Origin of the sequence: Kitasatospora sp. NPDC091276 (genome assembly GCF_040684355.1) — a bacterium.
Classification (GTDB): Bacteria; Actinomycetota; Actinomycetes; order Streptomycetales; family Streptomycetaceae; genus Kitasatospora.
In genome coordinates this window covers 52,753-74,831 of the sequence record NZ_JBFBFU010000026.1, presented here as the reverse complement: position 1 = coordinate 74,831, position 22,079 = coordinate 52,753, and the positions used below count along the sequence as shown (strand labels likewise).

The 22,079-nt window shown below is 72.6% G+C and carries 21 protein-coding genes; 6 read left to right on the top strand and 15 right to left on the bottom strand.

All coding sequences use genetic code 11. The annotated features are described in order from the left end of the window. Window positions 1–68: 68 nt before the first annotated feature. The 11 genes from AB0O19_RS28300 to AB0O19_RS28250 all read right to left on the bottom strand — a co-directional run bounded on the left by AB0O19_RS28300 (window position 69) and on the right by AB0O19_RS28250 (window position 10,951). The gene (locus AB0O19_RS28300; protein WP_363623504.1) at window positions 69–1,817 is read right to left on the bottom strand and encodes an FAD-binding protein; all 1,749 of its coding nucleotides are present in this window, start codon (window positions 1,815–1,817) and stop codon (window positions 69–71) included. A 140-nt stretch (window positions 1,818–1,957) separates the two neighbouring features. After that, window positions 1,958–3,163 carry a serine hydrolase domain-containing protein gene (locus tag AB0O19_RS28295; protein WP_363623502.1) on the bottom strand — a complete coding sequence of 402 codons (1,206 nt, stop codon included), beginning with the start codon at window positions 3,161–3,163 and terminating at the stop codon, window positions 1,958–1,960. Window positions 3,164–3,432: 269 nt separating this feature from the next. Continuing rightward, entirely contained in the window at window positions 3,433–4,047 is a 615-nt protein-coding gene (locus AB0O19_RS28290; RefSeq protein WP_363623501.1) for a hypothetical protein, read from the bottom strand. A 396-nt stretch (window positions 4,048–4,443) separates the two neighbouring features. Next, window positions 4,444–5,256, bottom strand: a complete 813-nt coding sequence (locus AB0O19_RS28285) for a TIGR03619 family F420-dependent LLM class oxidoreductase (protein ID WP_363623500.1) — start codon at window positions 5,254–5,256, stop codon at window positions 4,444–4,446. Next, on the bottom strand, window positions 5,253–6,611 hold the full coding sequence (locus AB0O19_RS28280) for a class I adenylate-forming enzyme family protein (protein ID WP_363623499.1): 1,359 nt from the start codon (window positions 6,609–6,611) through the stop codon (window positions 5,253–5,255). Before AB0O19_RS28280 ends, AB0O19_RS28285 begins: the two co-directional genes overlap by 4 nt. After that, complete coding sequence (locus tag AB0O19_RS28275) at window positions 6,608–7,126, bottom strand: polyketide synthase (RefSeq protein WP_363623497.1); 519 nt, start codon at window positions 7,124–7,126, stop codon at window positions 6,608–6,610. Before AB0O19_RS28275 ends, AB0O19_RS28280 begins: the two co-directional genes overlap by 4 nt. Next, a complete protein-coding gene (locus AB0O19_RS28270) occupies window positions 7,123–8,220 on the bottom strand; it encodes a beta-ketoacyl synthase N-terminal-like domain-containing protein (RefSeq protein ID WP_363623496.1) in 1,098 nt (365 codons plus the stop codon). Before AB0O19_RS28270 ends, AB0O19_RS28275 begins: the two co-directional genes overlap by 4 nt. A gap of 5 nt (window positions 8,221–8,225) precedes the next feature. Further along, window positions 8,226–8,609 carry a polyketide dehydratase gene (locus AB0O19_RS28265; protein ID WP_350876226.1) on the bottom strand — a complete coding sequence of 128 codons (384 nt, stop codon included), beginning with the start codon at window positions 8,607–8,609 and terminating at the stop codon, window positions 8,226–8,228. 7 nt (window positions 8,610–8,616) lie between these two features. Beyond that, window positions 8,617–9,165, bottom strand: coding sequence for a thioesterase family protein (locus AB0O19_RS28260; RefSeq protein ID WP_363623495.1), 549 nt, complete (start codon window positions 9,163–9,165; stop codon window positions 8,617–8,619). Beyond that, the gene (locus AB0O19_RS28255) at window positions 9,162–10,547 is read right to left on the bottom strand and encodes an aminotransferase class III-fold pyridoxal phosphate-dependent enzyme (protein WP_363623493.1); all 1,386 of its coding nucleotides are present in this window, start codon (window positions 10,545–10,547) and stop codon (window positions 9,162–9,164) included. The genes AB0O19_RS28260 and AB0O19_RS28255 overlap by 4 nt, the downstream gene beginning before the upstream one ends. Continuing rightward, entirely contained in the window at window positions 10,544–10,951 is a 408-nt protein-coding gene (locus AB0O19_RS28250) for an acyl carrier protein (RefSeq protein ID WP_363623492.1), read from the bottom strand. The genes AB0O19_RS28255 and AB0O19_RS28250 overlap by 4 nt, the downstream gene beginning before the upstream one ends. A gap of 503 nt (window positions 10,952–11,454) precedes the next feature. On the opposite strand from AB0O19_RS28250, the gene AB0O19_RS28245 reads away from it, so the two are divergent. The 5 genes from AB0O19_RS28245 to AB0O19_RS28225 are packed head-to-tail and all read left to right on the top strand — an operon-like array spanning window position 11,455 to window position 16,507. Further along, on the top strand, window positions 11,455–11,970 hold the full coding sequence (locus tag AB0O19_RS28245; RefSeq protein WP_363581246.1) for a hypothetical protein: 516 nt from the start codon (window positions 11,455–11,457) through the stop codon (window positions 11,968–11,970). A gap of 1 nt (window position 11,971) precedes the next feature. Next, window positions 11,972–12,886 carry a dihydroorotate dehydrogenase gene (locus tag AB0O19_RS28240; RefSeq protein ID WP_363623491.1) on the top strand — a complete coding sequence of 305 codons (915 nt, stop codon included), beginning with the start codon at window positions 11,972–11,974 and terminating at the stop codon, window positions 12,884–12,886. After that, window positions 12,883–13,674, top strand: coding sequence for a creatininase family protein (locus AB0O19_RS28235; RefSeq protein ID WP_363581243.1), 792 nt, complete (start codon window positions 12,883–12,885; stop codon window positions 13,672–13,674). Before AB0O19_RS28240 ends, AB0O19_RS28235 begins: the two co-directional genes overlap by 4 nt. Then, window positions 13,671–14,966, top strand: a complete 1,296-nt coding sequence (locus AB0O19_RS28230) for a hypothetical protein (protein ID WP_363623490.1) — start codon at window positions 13,671–13,673, stop codon at window positions 14,964–14,966. The genes AB0O19_RS28235 and AB0O19_RS28230 overlap by 4 nt, the downstream gene beginning before the upstream one ends. Beyond that, window positions 14,963–16,507 (top strand): MFS transporter, encoded by a 1,545-nt coding sequence (locus AB0O19_RS28225; RefSeq protein ID WP_363623488.1) that lies wholly within the window; start codon window positions 14,963–14,965, stop codon window positions 16,505–16,507. Before AB0O19_RS28230 ends, AB0O19_RS28225 begins: the two co-directional genes overlap by 4 nt. A 152-nt stretch (window positions 16,508–16,659) precedes the next feature. Here AB0O19_RS28225 and AB0O19_RS28220 read toward each other — a convergent pair whose 3' ends face one another. After that, on the bottom strand, window positions 16,660–17,322 hold the full coding sequence (locus tag AB0O19_RS28220; protein WP_363623486.1) for a pyridoxamine 5'-phosphate oxidase family protein: 663 nt from the start codon (window positions 17,320–17,322) through the stop codon (window positions 16,660–16,662). A gap of 27 nt (window positions 17,323–17,349) precedes the next feature. After that, window positions 17,350–18,393: an alcohol dehydrogenase catalytic domain-containing protein gene (locus tag AB0O19_RS28215; RefSeq protein ID WP_363623484.1), complete on the bottom strand. Its 1,044-nt coding sequence runs from the start codon at window positions 18,391–18,393 to the stop codon at window positions 17,350–17,352. Window positions 18,394–18,617: 224 nt separating this feature from the next. On the opposite strand from AB0O19_RS28215, the gene AB0O19_RS28210 reads away from it, so the two are divergent. After that, window positions 18,618–20,303, top strand: coding sequence for a GAF domain-containing protein (locus tag AB0O19_RS28210; protein ID WP_363623482.1), 1,686 nt, complete (start codon window positions 18,618–18,620; stop codon window positions 20,301–20,303). On the opposite strand, the gene AB0O19_RS28205 is transcribed toward AB0O19_RS28210, so the two are convergent. Both AB0O19_RS28205 and AB0O19_RS28200 read right to left on the bottom strand, forming a co-directional pair. Then, entirely contained in the window at window positions 20,300–21,304 is a 1,005-nt protein-coding gene (locus AB0O19_RS28205; RefSeq protein WP_363623480.1) for a nitroreductase family protein, read from the bottom strand. The genes AB0O19_RS28210 and AB0O19_RS28205 overlap by 4 nt on opposite strands. 91 nt (window positions 21,305–21,395) lie before the next feature. Beyond that, window positions 21,396–22,070 carry a response regulator transcription factor gene (locus AB0O19_RS28200; RefSeq protein ID WP_363623479.1) on the bottom strand — a complete coding sequence of 225 codons (675 nt, stop codon included), beginning with the start codon at window positions 22,068–22,070 and terminating at the stop codon, window positions 21,396–21,398. Between the last annotated feature and the right edge of the window lie 9 nt (window positions 22,071–22,079).

The window sequence follows — 22,079 nt, the reverse complement described above, 5'->3', positions numbered from 1 at the left end:
CAGTAATGCACACAGTGCAACAATCACTCGTGCGAGTGAACCTCCGGCGCGCCTCCCCCGGGGCTTTTCTACGGCCTCCGGTCGGGCGGTTCGATGGCGAGGGCGTGCCGGAAGATGTTGCACGGGTCCCAGCGGGCCTTGACCTGTTGCAGGCGGGGGTAGTTGTCCTTGTAGTACAGGGCGTGCCACGGGGTGCCGGAGGTGTTCCACTCCGGGTCGGCGAGGTCGGTGTCCGCGTAGTTGATGTAGGAGCCGTCACTGACCTCGCCGGGGACGGGGACGCCTCCGGTGTCGCGGTACACATCGCGGTAGAAGTCGCGGACCCAGGCCAGGTGGGCGGCGTCGTCCGACTCGTCGGCCCAGACGGTGTAGTAGACGGCCTTCATGACCGAGTCGCGCTGGGCGACGGCGGTCGCGTACGGGGGCACCGCGTTGACCTGGCCGCCGTAGCCGACGAGGAGCAGGCCGCACTCCGCACCGCCCGTGCCGTCCGTCAGGTGCCGGTAGGCGGTGGCGAGTTGGGTGTCGGTGAGGGAGCGGCGCAGGTAGCCGGCCTTGTCCTTGTAGCGCCGGGTGATCGAGTTGCCGGCCTCGCCGGTCCCCGGCCAGGTGCTGGTGGGCAGCCAGGGCATGGTGCCCCGGAGGGTGGCGGGTTCGGTGGCACCGACGTCGGCGGTCACCGCGCGCACGAAGTCGGTGAGCACCGCGTCGGAACCCGGAACGCCCGCGTCGATCTGCACGACCAGCTCAAGGGTGCCGGACTTGCGGTGTCCGGCGATGAGGACCGCGTACAGGTTCGCCGCGGGGGTGCCCGGTTCGCTGTTGCGCTCGTGCCAGGCGCCGTAGTTGCGCAGCAGGGTGGTGAACGCCCGTTCCGTCATCTTCTCGTCCCAGGTCCAGGCGACCAGGCACCTCCGCAGCTCGCCCGGGGCGCGCGGCAGGAGTGCCGCGGGGTCGCCGTGGGAGCGGGTGCCGGAGGCGTCGGGGTCGGGAGTGTCGGGGTCGGGGGCGTCGGGGGTGTCGTGGGAGCGGAGCCAGTAGCGGGTCACGACGCCGAAGTTGCCACCACCGCCACCGGTGTGGGCCCACCACAGGTCGTGGTTCGGATCGTCCGGGTCCCGGGTGGCGACCACCGCCCGGACGGTCCCGTCCCGGTCGGCCACCACCACCTCCACGGCGTGCAGGTAGTCCACGACCGAGCCGTAGGCGCGGGACAGCGGACCGTACCCGCCGCCGGCCAGATGCCCGCCCACGCCCACCTCGGGGCAGCCGCCGGCCGGGATCGTCACGCCCCAGCCCTTGAACAAGACCCGGTACACGCGCCCGAGGGTCGCTCCCGGCTGCACCGCGAAGGCGCCCATCGCGGGGTCGAAGCCGACGGCGTCCATGGGAGAGAGGTCCAGCAGGAGCTGCACCGCCGGGTCGCCGGTGAAGTTCTCGAAACAGTGGCCGCCGCTGCGCACGGCGATCCGACGCCCGGAGCGGACGGCGTCGGCGACGGCCCGCACCACCTGCTCGGTGGAGCCGGCCAGGCGGATCTCCTCCGGCCGGCCGACGAAACGGTAGTTGTCGCCCCGCAGCAGGCTGTCGTAGCGGGAGTCATCGGGGCGGACCGTCACCGGCCCGAACGGCCGACCCTCCGGCCCGCCCCCACCTCCCGCCGGACCACCTCCCGCTCCCGCCGGCCCCGGGCCTTGGCGGCCCGCCGCCTCGGCGGGCCCGACGGCCAGGCCGGCGACCGCACCGCCGACCGCCACCGCACCGGCCCGAGCGAGCAGGTGGCGACGCCCCAGCCGTTCGTCCGCCGACCAGTCCATCTCTTCCTCCGTTCACCACGACCATCCGTCAGCGCATGCTACCGGCGCTTATGGCATCCAAATATGCTTACTGTAACGACAATTGACGTAGAATCAGCAACACTGATCGTCGACACGCCCAGCCCGCCCCCGGCGGACGTTCAGCGGGCGCCGCAGAAGACGGCGTCGAGGAACTTGATGCCCGCCTCGTTCTGCGCCGTCTGCTCGGCGTCATCGCCCCGCGGGGTGTAGGAGACGGCGACCTGGCGGTCGGCGGTGCCCCACAGCTGGGTGGCGAAGCCGAAGGTGCCGCCGTTGTGGCCCAGCACGGTGGTGCAGGAGAGCTGCGCCCGCGCCAGCCCCATCCCGTAGTCGATCTCGTGCGAGCCCGGCACGGTCTCGAGCATCGTGGTCATCTCGCGCTGCTCCGCCGGACGCAGCAACTTCCCGTTCAACAGGGCCTGCTGGAACCGGGTCAGGTCATCGGTGGTGGAGATGATCTCTCCGGCGGCGCCCGCCCAGGAGGGGTTCTGGTCGGTGACGTCGATGTCGGTCTTCTTGACGTTTCCGGTACCGGCGCCGTCCACGGTGGTCCAGTAACTGTGGGCGTGCGGGCCGGGGATCGTGGTGGAGCGGCCGGGGACCGTGGTCTTCGTCATCCCGAGCGGGCGCAGGATGCGCTGAGCGACCTCCTGTCCGTAGGGGTGCCCGGTGACCTGCTCGATGATCAGGCCGAGGACGTCGAAGTTGGTGTTGGAGTAGCCCCATTGGGTGCCGGGCGCGAAGTACGGCGCGTGGGAGACGGATGAGGTCACCAACTGGCGCGCGGTGAACGTACGGTTCAAACCGCCCTGGGCCAGCCATGTCCGGAAGACGGCCGGGTCGTTGAGGTCGGGAAAGACGTCGGTGCCGTCGTTGGTGGCGTCGAACAGGCCCGTACGCTGGTTGAGCAGCTGGCGGACGGTGATGTTCTGCCCGTTGGGGACCAGCCCCGGCAGGTGGCTCGACACCGAGTCCTCCAGGCCGAGCCGGTGCTCGCCGACCAGTTGCAGCACCGTGGTGGCGACGAACGTCTTGGTGACGCTGCCGATCCGGAACCGGCCGTCACCACGGACGGGCGCCTGACCGACCAGGTCGGTCACCCCCGTGGTGCCGCGCCACCGCTGGTCACCGTCACGCACCTCGGCGATCGCGGACACCGCCTTGGCGTCGGTCAGCCCGTTGAGGGCGAGTTGCAGCGGACCGCCACGCAGGCGGGCCGACGAAGCTGCGGAGTCCTCGGCTCCCGCCACAGCAGCGGAGGCGGGTGACGCGGACACCGCCAGACAGAAGGCTGCGATCAGGGCACTGGTCAGACGACGAGACATGGGGCTTCCCTTCACTCGGGCGAACAGGAGTTCGCCACGAGTCAGCCTGTCAGCGCCGCCACCGAGGGAGCATCACTCCGGATGAGGACCCGTCCATCCTTCAACAGGCTTACGAAATCGACACCTTAGGACACCAGAGAGGTACGCGAGGGGTCGTCCGGCGGTCGCATCCGGGGATGCGCCCGCACGCCCGGTGAGTTGTGGCCGGGGGGAGCCTCTGGTCTGGTGGCTCCCACCGGCGTCGGCACAAGGCCCCGTTCTCCGGCCGGTCAGCCGGCGCTGACGACCTGGCCGCAGACGATCGTTCCGTTGAGCGTGACCGTTTGACCGAGGTCGTAGGTGGCGGCCACCTCCGTGTTCGTCAGCGTGACCGTCCAACTGTCGCCGGTCTTCGTCGCCTTGATGCCGGTCGCGTTGTTCTTCACGTAGCCGCCGACGTGGGCGGCGGTGCTGACCGGCATCATCCAGCCGGTGCCCGACTGGACGCCGGCGACGCTCGGGCCGCCGGCGTTCTGGTCCGACGGCGCCTGGAAGGACTCCAGCTCGCCCTTGATGACGGTGCAGGTGCTGTCGGCGGCCTTGATGGAGCCCGACTCCACGCCGCTGAAGGTCACGTCGGCGCTGCCCTTGCCGGCCTTCCCCGGCGCGCCGGTGGGGGCGCCCGCCGCCGGGGGCGCCGCCGCGTCAGCCGCCGCCGCACCCGCGGACGTCGAGACCGCGGCCCCAGATGCGGTGGCGCTCTTCGCCGTGCTCGACGATCCGCATCCGGCGAGGGATATCAGCGTCGCACCGGTTATGAGCCCGATGACGACACGTCGTCGGTGGAATTCGGTCCGTGACATGTTCTCGCCCCTAGATCTCGCGTGTGAGTACTTGTCGATCACTGCGCAGAGTACGGCAGGCGGCTGTCGGTCGCGGTACGCCGGCCGGATACCGGGCCGTTGTTCTGCGCTGTGATCGCCGTGCCCGGCACCATAGCCTGACGGTCTGACGAAAAGTGTTCGCGATCGAGTTGGTGGACACCGGTCCACCTGGCGGCAGAACGGCCGCCCCTGACCCGCCACGCGGAAAACCGGATTCCTCCCCGGGCTGAAGGCCGGGACATCCCCCGAACCCGGGTGAAGCACCGCACGAGCGGTTCTTCACCCCGGAGGGCCAGGCGGAGCGGATCCTCGGCGACTGAGCGCATGTCCCCGCCGGCAACGGCCGCCGGGCCGTACGCGGGCCTCTGGAGGTCGCGCGATGGCCTGATCGGCGGTTCCGTGTCCTGAGCCGGTGTGCTACCCGGTCAGCGCCGCGTGCAGGGGGCCCAGCAGGGAGAGGTCGTCGGTGGTGACGGTGAGGTGGGTGGCGCCGGCGGACCGCCAGGCGTCGGCGAGGGAGCGCCAGGTGTCCGGCCGGCCGGGGGCGGGGCGCAGGCGGGCCTCGACGCCGAAGGCGCTCCAGTCGCGGCCGGCTTCGGTCACCGCCGTCCGCAGTTCGGCGATGAGTGCGGCACCGCGGTCGACCCGGTTGGCGAGCAGGCCGGACATGGTGAAGCCGTCGGCGAGGGTGGCGATCCGGCGCAGTGAGCCCGGTCTTCCTCCGGTGCGCAGGGTGCCGCCGCCCATCCAGAGGGGTACGGCACCCGGCCGGGGGGTGAGGGTGACGCCGGAGAACGCGACGTGCTCGCCGGCGAAGTCCGCGTCCGGCCGCGTCCACAGCAGGCGCAGCGCCTGGACCTGTTCCTCGAACAGCGCCGCACGGGCTCCCGGGGCGACGCCGAGGGCGGCGGACTCGGCGGGGTCGGATCCGATGGCGACGCCCAGCCGCAGCCGGTCGCCGCTGAGGTGGGCCAGTTGCGCGGCCTGCTTGGCGGCGAGCACCACCGGGCGGTGCGGCAGGATCGTCATCGCGGTGGCCAGCTCGATCCGGGTGGTGACGGCTGCCAGGAACGCCACCAGCGTCAGGCTCTCGTAGGCGGGAACGCCGGACACCAGGTGTTCGGGGACGGACAGGTGGTCGTACCCGAGGCTCTCCGCGGTCGCCGCGAACGCGCGGAGTCCGGCGGGCGAGAGGGTCGTCGGGACGGTCCAGCCGAGGCGGAGGGTCATTTGCGGAAGGCCTCCGGGTCGGCGGTGGAGACGAACACCGCGCGCGGGCGTTCGGCGGGCAGCAGCTGGGAGTTGAGGAGGTGGCGTAGCGCTTTCTCGCCGCCGGGGAGGGTGCCGGTGACCGACAGGTGGACGTGGAGGACCTGCGTGCCGTCCTCGTTCACCACCTCGGGCACGCAGTGCACGACCCCCGGGATGGCGTGCGCGGCCTGCCGGACGGTGTTCAGTGAGACCTTCTCGCCGCGCAGCACCACGAAGTCCGACAGCCGTCCGTGGAAGGTCAGATAGCCGTCGTCGATCGAGAAGGCGTCCCCGGTGGCGATGGTCCGCGGCCCCAGCAGGACTCTGCCGCTGTGCTGCCCGACCCGTCGCAGCAGGACGGTGCCGGATTCGACCAGCAGTTCGCCGACGTCGTCCTGCACCCCGCGCAGTGACGCGCGCACTCCCGGCAGCGGGCGGCCGACCGAGCCGTACCGGTGCGCGGGCTCGGCGTGCGCGGCCAGGGTCGACACGCGTGGTCCGGCCTCGGTGAGCCCGTAGGTCAGGTACAGCTCCGCGGAGGGCCGCGCGGCCAGCAGGCGGGCCACCTCCGCGGGTGCGAGCCGGTCCCCGCCGACCGCCAGTGCCCGCAGGCCCCGTGGCACGAACCCGGGGTCGGCCAGGAGTTGGCGGGCGATCGTCGGGGTCACCGCCGAGTGGGTGACCCCGCGCGCGGTGACCGCGTCGCGGTACGCGGCCGGCGAGAACGGCGGCCCGTCGAGCACCAGCCGCGCCTTGGTCACGTACGCGGCGAACGCCTGCGCCACGAGGGCGTAGGAGTAGTACAGCGGCAGGTTCACCAGCAGGGTGTCGGCCGGGGTGATGCCCGTGGCCCCGGCGTGCAGGCGGGCGTTGTGCAGGAGCGAGGCCACCCGGTGCACGCACGCGCTGAACATCCCGGAGGTGCCGGAGGTGGACAGCAGGATCTCGCCCGGCCGGTACGGGGTGGTGGGGTGCCCGGTCGGCACGGCCAACGCGCCGCCCACCGGCAGCTGCGGCCCCGCGCCGGCCAGCCGGGTGGTCACCACGACGCCGGCCCCGACGTGCCCGGCCAGCGCGCGCACCCGCTGCCACGGCGTGCTCGGCGGCACGGCCAGCGGCACCAGGCCCAGCAGCAGCGACGAGAGCAGCACGCGCAGCAGTTCGACTCCGTTGGTGAGGCAGAGCACGACCGCGTCGCCCGGTGCCAGGCCCAGCCCGGCCAGGTCCGCCAGCACGTCGTCCACCCCGGCCGGGGCGCCGCCGCCCGTACTGGCCGGGGTTGCCTCGACCCGGGTCAGGAAGTCGGCCACCTCGGACCGGGTGAGGCTGTTCACCGGTCGTCCCGGGCGCTGGTCAGGACCAGGCAGCGACACAACTGCCCCTCTCCCGCCGCGGGTTGCAGGCCGACCAGGAGCACGTGCCGGGCGTGGCCGTCCGCGAGCCAGCCGCCGAGCACCGTGAACGCGACGGGGGTGGCCCGGTCGGGGTGCGCCGCCAGCAGCAGGGACGGCCCGCGCAACCCGTGGCGCAGGGCGGGCAGCCCGGCCAGGACGCCCGGGTTCGCTCCGGCGAAGCGCAGTGGCGACACCCGGGACCTCGGCACCGAGTCGGCGATGCGGCGCATCGTCCGCTCGCTCCCGGTCGCGCTCATGACCAGGATCCCGGTGTCGGCGGCGTCGTCGAGCACGGGTTCGGCGCAGTCCGCCAGTGCCCGGTCCACGGTCTCGGCGACCAGCCAGGCCGCCGGGTCGGCGTAGAAGGACGGTTTGTTCACCGCGTACTCGTCCGGGTCGTCGGCGACGACCGTCGCCGAACCCAGCATCCGGGTGCCCGTCGGCACGTGTGTCACGCCCTCACCCCTTCGAACAGCAGGCACGTGTTGAACCCGCCGAACCCCAGCGTCAGGCTCAGTCCGGCGCCGGGGCCGACGGGTTGCGCCGATTCCGCGGCCAGCCGCAGCGGGGCCGCCGGATCGCGCAGCCCGAGGACCGGTGGAGCCTGTCGGTGGCGCAGTGCCAGGACCGTCGCCACGGCCTCGATGGCCCCGGTCGCGCCCAGGCTGTGCCCGAGCGCCCCTTTGGTGGCGAACACCAACGGGCCGTCGGCTCCGAACAGTTCCAGCAGGCTGCGTGCCTCGACCTCGTCGTTGAACGGTGTGCCGGTGCCGTGGGCGTTGACCACCGCGATGTCCGCGGGTGCCAGGCCCGCGGAGGCCAGGCAGCGTTCGACGGCGCGCAGCACCGCGCGTCCGGACGGGTCCGGTGCGGTGAGCCCGGCGGCGTCGTTGGCCGCGCCGGCCCCGCGCAGCCGGGCGTGCACCCGGGCGCCGCGTTCCCGGGCGGAGTCGGGGTGTTCGACCACCACGAAGGCCGCGCCCTCGCCGAGCAGCATCCCGTCGCGCGTCCGGTCGAAGGCCCGCAGTCCGGTGGGGCTCATCGTGCCCAGCGCGGAGTGCCCGAGCCGCTTGGCCTCGGTGACCACGTCCACCCCGCCCGCCACGCAGACCCGCCGCTCGCCCGAGCGCACCAGGGCGTGCGCGACGGCGATCGCGTCCGACCCCGCGGAACAGGCGGTCATGACGCAGACCGGCGTACCCGGGTGCCCGATGCCCGCCGCCGCGTCGTCGGCCCAGGCGTGCAGCGTCGGCTCCGCCTCGTCCAGGCAGGCGCCGAAGCTGGTGCCCAGGACGAGGCCGACCTCGGGGTCGGTGGTGGACAGCCGCGCGTCCGCGAACGCGGCGGACAGCGTCCGCCCGGCGAGCGCGCGCTGGCGCTCGCCCGCCCGGGTCCCGTACGGCACCGACGCGATGACGGCGGCGGCGGTGTTGCGCAAGGAGTGCGGCGAGTGGACGGGCGCCAGCGCCGAATCGCCCGCGCACAGCCGTTCCCACACCGCCTCCTGGTCCCGGCCCAGCGGAGTGTCCCAGGCCAGTCCGGTGATCACCGGGGTCACCACGGCCGGGCCGCCGCGGGATCGACCTTCGTCCGGCTCATCGCGCCGCGGAACCCGGCGACCGACCGGCCCTCCACGGTCACCACGGCGGAGAAGGCGAAGGTGGGGCCGGACAGCCGGTCCGCGCGGACGTCGAGCACGACCTGGTCGCCGGGCACGACCGGGGCGAGGAACCGGGACTTGACCGTGCCGACCAGGGTGACCTCGTCGTCGGCGAGCGGATCGCTGCTCAACTGGTAGAGCAGGACGCCGGACTGGGCGAAGGCCTGCATGGTGTGGCTGCCGGGCAGGATCAGCCCCGGGGTCAGGCCGCGCTCGGGCAGGTGCCCGGACAGCGCGCCCATCTCCGCCGAGACGGCGAACATGCTGCGCAGGAACACGCCGGGCTCATGGTCCAGAACCCGGTCGATGAACAGGCGGGGGTGGCGTCCGCGCACCAGGGCCGCGATGGCCGAGGTGCCCAGCGGACGTGCCTCGCGGACCGTGACGGGAGGGGGTGCCGATTCGTTCGGGTGTCGCATCCGGGACGATTCCTCTCAGGGCCTGTCGCAGCGGTGCCGGCAGGGGCACCGCGCGCCGGGTGTCGGGGGCGACGGCGGCGAAGACGAGGTCGCCGGTCACCAGCGGGGTGCGGGTGCCGTCCTCCTCCTCCCGCAGCAGACGTACCGCGAGGGCGAACCAGGCCGCGCCGACGTGGTCGACCCGGGTGTCCCCGATGATCACGTCGCGGTACACGGCGCTGTTGAGGTAGGCCACCCGCAGGTCGGCGACCACCAGGTCGACGTTCGCCGCGCTGAAGGCGGTCAGACCCGCGTCGTGCGCTTCGAGGTGTTCGGTGCCCGCAGTCTCCATCAACGAGGTGTAGCGGGAGAAGTGCACGATCCCGGTCGCGTCGGTGTCGACGTGCTCGACCCGGGTGCGGAACCCCTCGCTCACCACAGGGCCCGGGCGCCCGCCGCCACCCGGTCCACGATCTCGTCGGCCTGCGTCCCGGTGGTGATCAGCGGCAGCACGATCCGCAGGGTGGGGTGGACGTAGCGCCGGCCGCCGGGGCGTTTGCCCGCGCCCGCCATGAACTCCGCGTACACGCCCGCTTCGATCAACTCCCGGCGCAGCGCGCCGATCCGGTCGGCCGCCGCCGCGGTCAGTTCCACGCCGAACATGACCCCGCTCCCGCGGACCTCGGTGAACACGTCCGGGTGGCGGCCCACCAGGGCGTCGTCGAGATGCTTGGCCAGGTTCACGCCGACGTCGGCCGAGCCTCGCAGCAGCCCTTCGGTCTCGATGTGCTCGATGCCGTCGCGGATCACCGCGCAGTTCGGTGGTCGCAGGTCGGAGGTGGTCACGGCGCCGGAGGAGCGGACGGCCAGCTCCTTGCGGGCGATCACCATCGAGGTGGACACCGCGCCCATGCCCAGGAACTTGCCGATGACGGTGATGTCGGTGGGCACCGGTCCGTCCGCGTCGCGCATGGCGAACCAGCCGCCGGTCTTGGCGAACGTCAGCACCTCGTCGGCCACCAGCAGCACGTCGTCGGCCGCGCACCGCCGCGCGAGTTCGCGCAGGTATCCGGGCGGAGGCGGGAGGATGCCCGCGTCGCCCTGGATCGGTTCGACGACGACGGCCAGCAGCCGGTCGGCGGACTCGGCGAAGTACTCCGTCAGGGCGTCGAGGTCGCCGAACGGGATGTGGTGGACCCGGACTCCGTACGGGCCGGCGGTGTCCGTGCCGGGCAGCCCGGCCCGGTAGTACCTGCGGTTGAGCAGTTGCACCAGCCCGCCGGTCCAGCCGTGCCAGGCGCCGTGGAAGGCGAGGATGGTGTCGCGCCGCTCCTTGCCCGGGCGGTGGCACAGCCGCCGGCCGTCGAAGCGGGATTCCAGCACGAGCCGCAGCGCCAACTCGTTGCCCTCCGAGCCGGAGTTGCGTCCGCTGACGTGGTACCGCCCCGCGGGGAAGTGGTCGGTCCACAACCCGCCGGGGCCGAGGAGCCGGTCGAGGAGCTCCGCCCGTTCCAGCGAGCCCAGTTCGTCGGTGACGTTGCCGACTCCGGTGCCGCGCGCCAGCGCCGCTCGTACGACGGGGTGGTCGCCGCCCAGGGTGGCGCTGGCGTAGCCGCCGCTGGCGTCCAGCAACCGCAGCCGCCTGCCCCGGCGTTCCGGGCTCAGATCGACCACGTCGAGGTGCAGACCGCTGCCGCCCACGCAGGCGAACGGGAGCCGGGCCGCCCCGTAGTGGTTGAGGTGCAGGTCCGTGCCGCGCGACAGCACACCGGTCCGGTCCCCGGCGTGGTCGTCGGCGCCGACCGGGGCCGTGCTCACGCGGTGGCCGAGGGGCGGTCGGCCCCCGACAGCCGCTCGACCAGCGTCAGCACATCACCGAGGGTGGACAACTCCCCCGCCGCGATGGCCTCGTCGGGGATGCTGATGTCGAACGCCTCTTCACACTGCACGCGCAGTTCCACGAAACCGAGCGAGTCCATGCCGTAATTCTCGCGCAGCCTGTCGTCGAGTCGCATCCGGTCGATCGGCACCTCCACCAACACCTCGGAGTGCAGAATTCGCTTGATGGTCTGCAAAGGATTCACCAGAACTTCCCCTCTGGGTGGGTTCATTCGAACAGGCTGCGACCGGACGTCCGGCGTGCGGAAAGGCGAGCGAGATCGCGGAAACGGTCGGGCCGAAAGTGGGCCGACGCTGATCGAAATTAAGGCGGTGTCAGCCATTCACGCTTTATCGAAGCTAGCCGAGGCTTTATCGCCTGTCAATGGTCCCCGATTTACCCGCCATGCGACTTGGAACGCCGGAATCGACGATTCTTTTGCACGTTAGTTCGACGGCGATTCGGCCATTCACGAGCACACGGTCCCTTTACCTGCGAAAACCAGCCCGCAGCGCGCCTCCCGGGCGGGCCGGGATCGATGGGCAGGCGACAGTTATGCACCTTTTACACTATTTGAGACACATCTCCGCCTGGCGCATATGCTTCTTGTCCTGGTGAATCGTCCCGAACTAGCCTGAGGTCGTCCATTTGTCTGGATGGACGCACAGCGCGGGAACGGGTACGCCATCGGGCCCCCGGCGGCGGCGTCAGGCCTCGCACCCGGCTCCCTCCCAGTTCACTGCAAGCGCACCATCTGATGACGCTGACTACTTCTGCTTCCTGCCGACCGAAGTCCACCCCCTTGCACGGCCGTCGGCAGACTCCTTCGAAGGAGCTTCGAAAGTCATGAGTGTCACCCCGGACGCCCTGCGCGGCGTCACCGTGTTCGTTGGCGGCCCGATCCAGCACGCCTTGGTGCCCGGCGGGATGGCGGCGCCGATCCACGATTTCCTGAGACTGACCATCGACCAGTCGCAGCAGGCCGGCGCCACCGTGCTGTCCGCGCACGTGGCCGAACGATTCGGTGCCGACACCGCTTCGTTCACCCCCGAGGAGGTGTCCGTGCGCGACTACGCGTGGATGCGCGAATGCGATGTGTTCGTGCCGGTACTGCCGGTGCTCGACGGCACCTTGCTGCGCACGGACGGCACGCACATCGAACTGGGGTGGGCCAGCGCGCTGGGCCGCCCCATCGTGGGCATCACCGACCAGCCCTTCGCCGAGTCGGCCAGCCACCTGCTCAAGGGGCTCGCCCAGGTCGCGTCCGCGACGTTCCTGTCCGCCAAGGAGATCGCCAAGGACCCGGCGCTGCTGGTCGACGGCGTGCTCGCGGCGCTGGGCCGGACCAGGGCGGCGGCCTGACATGGCGGCCCCGACCCACCTGCTGGGAATGCACCTGGCCAACCCTGTCGTGGTCGGCTCCGGCCTGCTCACCGACCAGGAGCGCAACATCCGCAGGCTGCTGGACGCCGGCGCGGGCGCGGTGGTCACCAAGACCATCCACCCCAACCCGCCGATCGGCCTGGACGAACGCCTCGTCAGACTGCCCACCGGAATGATCAACAGCACCACCTACTCCAAACGGTCCGTCGATCACTGGGTGCGCATCCTGCGCGACCTGACCCGGGACGGGCTGCCGGTCATCGCGTCGCTGCACGCCGACAGCCCGGCGGAACTCGCCGAGTTGGCGGCCCGGGTGGAGGCGACGGGCTGCCGGGCGCTGGAACTGGGCATCTCCTGCCTCAACGAGGAGGACGGCCTCGACGACACTCCCGAGCGGGTGCACGCCTACACCGCGGCCACCCGCGCCGCGACGCGGGTGCCCTTCTCCGTCAAGCTGGCCAGCGGCGAAGGCCTGCACGCCCGGGCGTTCGCCGCCGCCCGCGCCGGCGCCGACGCGGTGACCATCAGCGACACCCTGCCCGCCGCCGCCGTGCACCCGGAGACCGGCGACCTCCAACTCGGCGGCGTCTTCGGCTACTCCGGACCGGGCATCAAGCCGCTCGTACTGGCCTCCCTGTGGAAGCTGCGCCGAGCCGGGTTCACCCTTCCCGTGCTGGCCTCCGGCGGCGTGCAGTCGGGCCGGGACGTGCACGACTACCTGGCGGTCGGCGCGGTGGCGGCCCAGGTGTACACCGCGCTGCACACCGACATGTACCACACGCTCGCCCGGATCGTGACCGAGACCACCGGGACGGGGAACACCGGAACGGGGAACACCGGCCACGGCCTCACACCCGTCACCGGAGCGGACCGGTCCGAGCAGGTGCAGCCGTGACCCCCCGCAGCTCCGGGCCGCAACTGTGCGACCTGAGCAGCGCCGACGTCCTGGCGGCCACCGCCGGGCGGACCGTGGTGTGGCCGGTGGGGGCCACCGAACAGCACGGTCCGCACCTGCCGCTGTCCGTGGACACCGTGCTCGCCGACGCGTTCGCCCGGCAGATCGCCTACGAGCTGAACGCCCTGACCCTGCCGGCGCAGTCCATCGCGGCGCGGTCGCTGCCGCAGAGCGGCGGCGGCCTGGCCTTCCCCGGCACCGTCTACGTGCGCGGTCGGTCCCTGCTGGCCTTCCTGGAGGACGTGCTGGAGTCGTTGTGCGCCCTGCCCTGGCGCCGACTGCTGGTCGTCAACGGCCACTTCGAGAACGAGCCGTTCCTCTTCGAGGCCCTCGACGAGGTGGGCCGACGGCCGGCGGCCGCGGGCAAGGAGTTCATCGCGCTGAGCTGGTGGAGCCTGGTCGACCAGGACTGGCTGGCCGGGCGGGTGCCGCTCTTTCCGGGGTGGCACGCCGAGCACGCGGGGATCACCGAGACCAGCCTGATGCTCTACCTCCGCCCGGACCTGGTCTCGGCCGCCCGGCCCGACCACGCCGACCCACCCCGCCCGGGGATCTACCTGCACCCCGCCGACGTGAACCGCACGACCAACCAAGGCGTCCTGTCCAGTACTTCGGGCGCCACCGTCGCCCTGGGCAAGGAACTCTTCTGGCACGTGGTCGCGGCCGCGGTCGACCTGGTGTCCCGGGGCGACGGACTTCTGCACGATCTGCACGAGGAGAAGCCTTGACCGTACCCACCCTCTGCGTGAGCAACGCCGTCGACACCCTGCGCGACTTCGCCGTCCGCGCCGACGACGTCGACGAGCTGCTCTCGGAGTGCTACGCCCAGCAGGACCAGGCGCTGTTCTGGGGGCCGCTGGACAAGATGCTCATCACCTACGAGCCGATCGGAGACCTGGACTGGCAGCGGAAGTTCCTGGAGATCGACGGTGTGGTGAACCTCAGCCCGGCGGGCCGCACCGGCTCGCTGTTCGCCGACATGCTCGCCGATCCCGAGCTGATGGCCGACGTGGCCGCCCACGCCGGACCGGGCCGCAGACTCCGGCTGATCCCGCACACCACCACCGCCGACCTGTGGCTGTTCACCGAGGCCCTGCGCACCCGGTACGACGTGCTGACCGAACTGCCGGAGAGCCCGCCGCAGCAGGCCCTCCGGGACCTGCTGGACACCAAGACCGGCCTGCGCGACCTGGCCGCCGACCTCGGCATGACCGACGGACCCTGCCGCATCCCGCCCGGTACGCACTGCGCCGGGAAACAGGACGTGCCGGCCGCGGTCCGGGACATGCTCGCGACCGGCACACCGTGCATCGTCAAGGCGGACCGCGGCGAGGCGAGCCTCGGCCTGCTGATCTTCCGGCCCGGCGACGACGACATCGCCGAACGCCTGGCCGGGAGCACCTTCTACGACGAGGACCCGGTGGTCGTCGAGGAGTTCCTCGACGGCGACATCACCTTCCCGTCAGTGGAGTACATGGTGCCCGCGGACGCCCCGCCCCACCTCTGCTACACGACCGACATGCTGTTCGAGGGCGCCACGCACCTGCGCGGCAACGTCACCGCGCGCGAGCTGCGCCGCGCCTGGTGGTACCGCCCGCTGACCGAGGGCGGGCTCCGGCTGGCCGAGGAGATGCAACGGCGCGGCTACCGCGGGCGCTTCGGCATCGACGCGATCGCCCGCGACGGCGTCGTCTACCTGCACGACCTCAACGCCCGCCGCACCGGGTCGAGCCACGTGCACGAATTCGGCGAGCACCTCATCGGCCCCGGCTACCTCGACACCCACGCGGTCGGCAACTACGACTTCTACGGCCTTCCGACCGGGCTGTACCTGCCGGAAGTGCTGCGCCTGCTCGGACCGCTCGTGGCCTCGCCCCGACACGCCGACCGGGGTGTGGTCCCGACCGAGCTGACGGACCTTCAAACTGGCAGACTGAGCTGCATGTTCTACGCCCCCAGCCTCGCCGAGCTGCACGACCTGATCGACCGAGCCAGGACGGCTCTGGACCTCGGCCGGTGAGCAGCCCGCTGCCCGTGGTCGGGACGGCCCGGCGCTGGCTGGTGCTGACCGTGGTGCTGCTGTGCTTCCTGCCCGCCGCCGTGGACGTCACCATCCTCACCATCACCGTCCCGACCCTCGCCCACGAACTGCGGGCGTCCCCGACCGAACTCCTGTGGGCGGTCGACGTGTACTCGCTCCTGATGGTCGGACTGGTGCTGGTCAGCGGGCCGTTGGGCGACCGGATCGGGCACAAACGGCTGCTGCTGGCCGGACTGGCCGTCTTCAGCGCGGCCTCGGCGCTGTGCGCGGCGGCACCGAACCCGCCGGCCCTGATCGGCGCCCGGGCACTGCTGGCGATCGGCGCGTCGATGATCATCCCGGCCACGCTGGCGCTGATCCGGCAGACCTTCGGCGACGGCCGCGACCACGCGGTGGCCATCGGGGCGTGGAGCGCGGTCGCCGCCGGCGCCTCGGCGCTGGGACCGGTGGCTGGCGGCTTCCTGCTCCAGCACTTCTGGTGGGGCTCGATCTTCCTGGTCAACCTGCCGATCGTGGCACTGGCCGTGCCCGCCGTGGCACTGCTGCTGCGCAACGAGGTCGAGTCCGAGCGGCAACCGTGGGAGGCCACCTCGCCCCTGCTCTCGATGGTGGGGTTCCTGGGCTGCGCCTACGCCATCATCGCCTTCACCCACGACGGCGTCGGCATCCCGGAGGTGGTGCTGCCGGCGGCGGCGGGCCTGACCGCGCTGGTGCTGTTCGTGCGACGGCAGCAGCGGATGCCGCACCCGATGCTGGACCTGTCCCTGTTCCGGCTGCCCGGGCTGCGCGCCGGAGTGGTGGCCTCGGTACTGCCGGTGCTGGTGATGGTCGGCTTCGAACTCCAACTGGTGCAGTACCTGCAGATCGCCGAGGGACTGTCGGCGGAGGCCGCCGCGCTGTACCTGATCCCGATGCCGTTGGCCGCGACGGTGGCGGGGCCGGTGGGCGGACTGCTCCTCTCCCGCCTGGGACAACCGCGCGCGGGCGTGCCCGCCGGCCTGCTGCTCGCGGCGACCGGATACGTCCTGGTCGCCTCCGGCACGGTGGCCCCGCTCGGGCTGGCCCTGATCGGGTTCGGCCACGGCCTGGTCCAGATGGTCGCCTCGAACCTGATCATGACCACCGCGCCGTCCTCCCTGGCAGGCGCGGCGGCGGGCATCGAGTCCGTCGCCTACGAGGCCGGCGCCGGCCTGGGGATCGCCGTCTTCGGCACGGTCACCACGGTGGCCTACCGACTGCTCCTCCCCCCGGGCACGTCATCGTCCCCGCTGGACGCGGGCGCCTCCCCGGAAACCGCCCGGGCCTTCACCGACGCCTTCCACTCCACCACCTGGCTGGCTGCCGCCCTCACCCTGGCCACGATCCTCCCGGCCACCCCGAGGAGGGCGTCGGCGCGGTCCGGAACACCCGGCGCAGCCACGAACGCCTCGACCTCCTCGGCCCCGTCGAGTTCGGGGACGAGCAGCACTTCGGGGACGAGCACCACGCCGAGCAGGAGACAGCCGAACGAACGGACCTGAAAGCCCGTCAAGCAGACCCCGACGGCCACCTCACTACTGCTGCCCGGATGCCGGTAGCGTTGACGGTCTGATTTCGAAGGCGAGGGCGGTCGAGCGCCCCGGCCGCTGACGGCCGGCGCAAGAAGCTCCTCCAGGCCATCTGGCGTCAATGCTCACCAGCTACCGATCCGGCGGCCGGTGATCTTGTCCGGGCGGACGCGTACCCACAGTGGCCGGGAACCGCCGGCCCACGGGGTGGCGCCGGGCAGGGCCGAGAGCCGTCGCTCCTCGTCCGGTTCGTGGACGTGCCGGGCCTCGCCGAGGACGAGGACGCTCCAGCCCCGGCTCCGGCGGTCGTCGATGTGGTCCACCTGGAAGGAGACCGGTGAACCGTCGGGCGGGGCGGCGGCGCCACCGGGAGCCGTACGGTAGACGATCGTTGCGGCGTCCACCGCGAAGTTGACCGGGAAAACGGCCGGTGCGGACGGGCCGGGCAGTCCGATCCGGCCGATACCGTGGGTGCCGACGAGCTCCCAGCACTGCGGTTCGGTGAGGTGCAGCGGCAGCGGGCGCGCGGCGGGCCTCGACCACCCCGGCGGGGCGTCCACGCGATGGCCCTCCAGCAGCTCCGGCCAGGTCAGCCCGAGCGCGGCGGCGATCCGGACGAACCCGGGCGGGTCGAACTCCGGGCCGGCCTTCAGCAGGTACCGCAGATAGGTCGGCGCCATGGCCGCTTCGTGGGCCAGCATCTGCTCGCTCAAGCCGAGTTGGTCGCGGCGCTCGACGATCCGGCGGGCGATGTCGGTGGTGTCGGTGGTGTCAGGACGGTCGGTCATGGTGGCGGCGCCTCCGTAGGGCAGGGGTCACGTCCGGAAGAGCGCGACCTTGAGGGCCCCGGTGTCGGCCGCGTCGGCGAAGACGTCGTAGGCGTCCTGCATCTCGTCGAGGCCGAAACGGTGGGTGACCAGCCCCGCGACATCCAGGCGTCCGACGGCCAGCATGCCGAGCAGCATCGGGGTGCTGTACGTGTCGACCAGGCCGGTGGTGATGGTGACGTCGCGGATCCAGAGGTCCTCCAGGTGGAGCACCGCCGGCCGGCCGTGCACGCCCACGTTGGCGACCCGGCCGCCGGGGCGCACCAGGCGGGTGCACAGTTCGAAGGTCTCGGGGACGCCGACCGCCTCGATCGCGACGTCGACGCCGAGGCCGTCCCGGCTCAGCTCCCGGACGGCGTCCGGGGTGGCCTCCGCGGTGGTGAGGACGGTGTCCGCGCCGAAGCGCCCGGCCGCGTCGAGGCGGCTCCGGGAGAGGTCGACGGCGATGATGCGGGCCGGGCTGTAGAGCCGGGCGGTGAGGATCGCGGCGAGTCCGATGGGCCCGGCTCCGACGATCGCGACGGTGTCGCCCGGGCCGACCCGGCCGTTGCGGACGCCGACCTCGTAGGAGGTGGGCAGGATGTCGGCCAGCAGCAGGGCGTCCTCGTCGGTGACACCGTCGGGCAGCGGGTGCAGGGAGGTGTCCGCGAAGGGGGTGCGGACGTACTGGGCCTGGCAGCCGTCGATCAGGTGGCCGAGGATCCAGCCGCCACCGCCCGTGCACTGGCCGTAGCCGGCGGTCCGGCAGTAGGCGCAGCGGCCGCAGGCGGAGATGCAGGAGATCAGGACGCGGTCTCCGGCCGTGACGGTGCGGACGCCCGGCCCGGTCCCGGTGACGGTGCCGACGGCCTCGTGGCCCAGGACGCGGCCCCCGGTGACCTCGGGGACGTCGCCCTTGAGGATGTGCAGGTCCGTACCGCAGATGGTGACCGCGTCCACCCGGACGACGGCGTCCTCGGGATCACGGACGACGGGGTCGGGGACGTCGCCCCAGGTACGGCGGCCGGTCCCGTGGTAGGTGAGTGCCTTCATGCCCTGACCACTCCTCTCGGGCGGCGGAGCCGGGCCGGGTCCGCCCGCACCTTCCAGGTTTCCGCGCGGCCGCGGTCGCCGCCAGGGGCCCGGTCGGTCCTGTGCCTGGGCCGATCGGCCCCTGCGTGTCCGGCACGGCCGGCCGGGCGGGCCTAGGCTGGTCAGTGGCGTCGGGCGAGCCGTGGAGGATTTCGTTGGGCAGCGCACCGGAGAGTTCCGCCCCCGTGCCGAAGCTGCGCCTGGACGAGTTGCTGGACGAACTCCAGGCCCGGCTGGACGCGGCCCGGGGCACCCGCGACCGGGTGCACAGCCTGCTGGAGGCCGTACTGGCGGTCGGCCGCGACCTGGAGCTGGCCCAGGCCCTACGGCACATCGTGGAGGCGGCGGTCACCCTGGTGGACGCCGAGTACGGCGCGCTCGGCGTGATCGGCGAGGACCAGCGGCTGTCGCAGTTCATCCCGGTCGGGGTGACCGGCGAACAGGTCAAGCGGATCGGCGCCCTGCCGTCCGGGCACGGGGTGCTGGGCGAGCTGATCCGCCACCCCGAACCGCTGCGCCTGGCCCGGATCTCCGACCATCCGGCCTCCTACGGCTTCCCGGTCGGCCATCCGCCGATGGGGACCTTCCTGGGCGTGCCGATCCGGATCCGGGGCAAGGTGTTCGGCAACCTCTACCTGACCGAGAAGCGGGGCGGCGGCGACTTCGACGCCGAGGACGAGTCCGTGCTCTCCACCCTCGCCGTCGCCGCCGGAGTGTCGATCGACAACGCCCGGCTGTACGCCCGGGCCCGGCGGCGGGAGCGCTGGCTGGAGGCGAGCGCCGAGATCACCAGCAGCCTCCTGTCGGGCAGCGCGGAGCAGGAGGTGCTGGACCTCCTGCTCGCCCGGGCCACCGAGATCGTCGGCGCCGACCTCGCCGTCGTCGCGCTGCCGCTGCCGGGCACCGGCGACCTGGAGGTGCGGACCGCCGTCGGTCTCGGCGAGCAGCAGCACCGCGGCCTGGTGCTGCCCGTGGAGGGCTCGTTCGTCGGCGCGGCCGTCCGCACCGGCGGCCTCGTGGTGAGCCCGGACGTCCGCAAGGACCCGAGGGTCACCGCCGGCCCACCGCGCTGGGAGGGACTCGGCCCGGCCGTCGCGGTGCCGATCGGCACCACCGCGCAGGGCGTGCGCGGGGTCCTGATGCTGGCCCGGGTGGCCGGCGCCCCGTTGTTCGAGGAGAACGAGTCCGGTCCGCTGCTGGGCTTCGCGGCCCAGGCGGCGGTGGCGATGGAACTCGCCGAGCGGCGCCGCGACTCCGAGCAGATCGCGCTGCTGCAGGATCGTGACCGGATCGCCCGCGACCTGCACGACCTGGCGATCCAGCGGCTCTTCGCCACCGGGATGACGCTCCAGGGCGCCACCCGTTTCATCGACCATCCCGAGGCGACCGAACGCGTCCTGCGGGCGATCGACGACCTGGACGAGACGGCGAGGACGATCCGCGCCACCATCTTCGGCCTGCGGCTGCGCGAGTCCGGCCCGGCTTCGGCCGGGCTGCGCTCCCGGGTGGCGCAGGTGGTCGAGCACGCCACCCGGGCACTCGGGTTCTCCCCGGCCCTGCGGACGACCGGCCTGCTCGACACCGCGGTGCCGGCCGAGGTCTCGGACGCGGCCGTCGCCGTCCTGGAGGAGGCCCTGTCCAATGCCGCCCGCCACGCGAAGGCGGGCGCGGTCGACGTGTCGATCACCGCCGGGCCCGAGCTGACGCTCGTCGTCCGGGACGACGGGGTGGGTCTGCCCGACGGCGGCCGGCGCAGCGGGCTGGTCAACCTGGCCGACCGGGCCACCGCCCTGGGCGGCACCTTCAGCGCCCGCAGCCGGCCCGAGGGCGGCACCGAACTGGTCTGGCAGGTCCCGCTGCCGACGGACTAGTCCAGCACGTGGCCGGCCGCCAGGCGAGGGGTGGGGGCGCCCTCGGGGCCGTAGCCGAGCCGGATCAGCATCTGGACGAATCCGGGGCGCTGGCGCGGGTCGCGGGTCTCCCAGCGCAGGTAGGGCCATTCCATCGCCTGGTGCAGCAGGGAGGCCCGGACGCCGTGCACGGTGGCGGTGAGCAGCACGTGTTCCAGGGCGGTCCCGGCGCGCAGCCAGTCCGTCGGGGTGTCGTGCTCGGTGGTGAGCACGGCGATCCGCGGCTCGTGCTCGAAGGCGGCGGGGGCCTGGTGCTCTGCGGCCCGGAGGGCGGCGAAGTCCCGCATCGGCAGGCGGCCGTCCAGGTCCTGCGGGCCGAGCGCGGCCACCGGGATGCCGTAGGGCGGGGTGTCGCCGGTGCGGATCCAGTCGCGGCTCTCGGTGCGTTGGGCCCGGTCGGTGGTGTTGCGGCGCTCTGCCTCGGCGGTCAGTTGCAGCAGCCGGGAGGTCTCCGCGTGGTCGGGCAGGTGGAGCGTCGCCTCCTCGGCCCGGGCGGCCGTGGCCAGTTCGTCGAGGACGGCCGACGGGACCGGCTCGCCGGTGAACGGCGTGCGGATGGAGTGCCGGTGCCAGATCGCCTCGTACAGCTGCTCCGTGCCCGGGACCGGCGCCGTGGCCGGGGTGTCGAGCCGGACGGCGGCGAACAGGTCCGGCTCGGCCGGATCCGGCAGCAGCCGGACATCGGGCGCCCAGCCGAGGTGGCGGGCGGCCACGCGCAGGTTGAGCACGGCTGCGCCGACGGAGATGTGCAACGCCCGGCCCTGCGGATCGGCGGCCGGGACGGCCCGCTCACGGACGGCCCGGACTTCCAGCGTCGACGTCGCCGGTTCGAGCCGGAAGCGCCAGGGCTGACTGTTGTGGATCGACGGCGCCGCGACCGCCGCGGAGACGAGCTTCTCCAGTGTCGTGGCATCGAGGGCGAGGGTGGGCATGGCCGCCTCCAGGTGTGCTTCGTCGGGCACGGCTGCCGGGTCACCTCCACCGTGCGGCCGGGCCCCGGGGCGGCGCTTGGGCCGTTCGGCTCAATCCGCGGGCCCACCCGGGCACCGGGGCTCAGTGCGGGCGCTGGTGGTGTTGCTCGGGCTCTGCGTGGGCGGCGAGGACGGCGGCCTGGAGGCGGCGCTCGACGCCCAGTTTGGCGAGCAGGCGCGAGACGTGGTTCTTCACGGTCTTCTCGGCCAGATAGAGCTCCTGGCCGATCTGGCGGTTGGTCTTGCCCTCGCCGACGAGGGTGAGGATCTCCCGTTCGCGGGGCGTGAGCCCGGCGAGGGCGGCGTCGGTCCCGCTCTCCTCGTGGTGGCGCAGGCTCTCCATCAGCTTGTGGGTGGTGGCGGGGTCGAGCATGGACTGCCCCGAGGCGACCGTACGCACCGCGCCGACCAGGTCGGCGCCCTTGACCTGCTTCAGGACGTAGCCGGCCGCTCCGGCCATGATCGCGTCGAGCAGGGCGTCGTCGTCGTCGAAGGAGGTCAGCATCAGGCAGACCAGGTCGGGCATCCGGTCGCGGAGCTCTCGGCAGACGGTGACGCCGTCGCCGTCCGGCAGGCGGACGTCGAGGACGGCGACGTCCGGGCGAAGCGCCGGCACCCGGGCGAGAGCCTGCGCGCAGGTGCCCGCCTCGCCGACGACCTCGATGTCGGGCTCGGCTTCCAGGAGGTCGCGGACACCGCGCCGGACGACCTCGTGGTCGTCCAGCAGGAACACCCGTACGGGCTGGGGCGTGTCCATGGCCTGCTC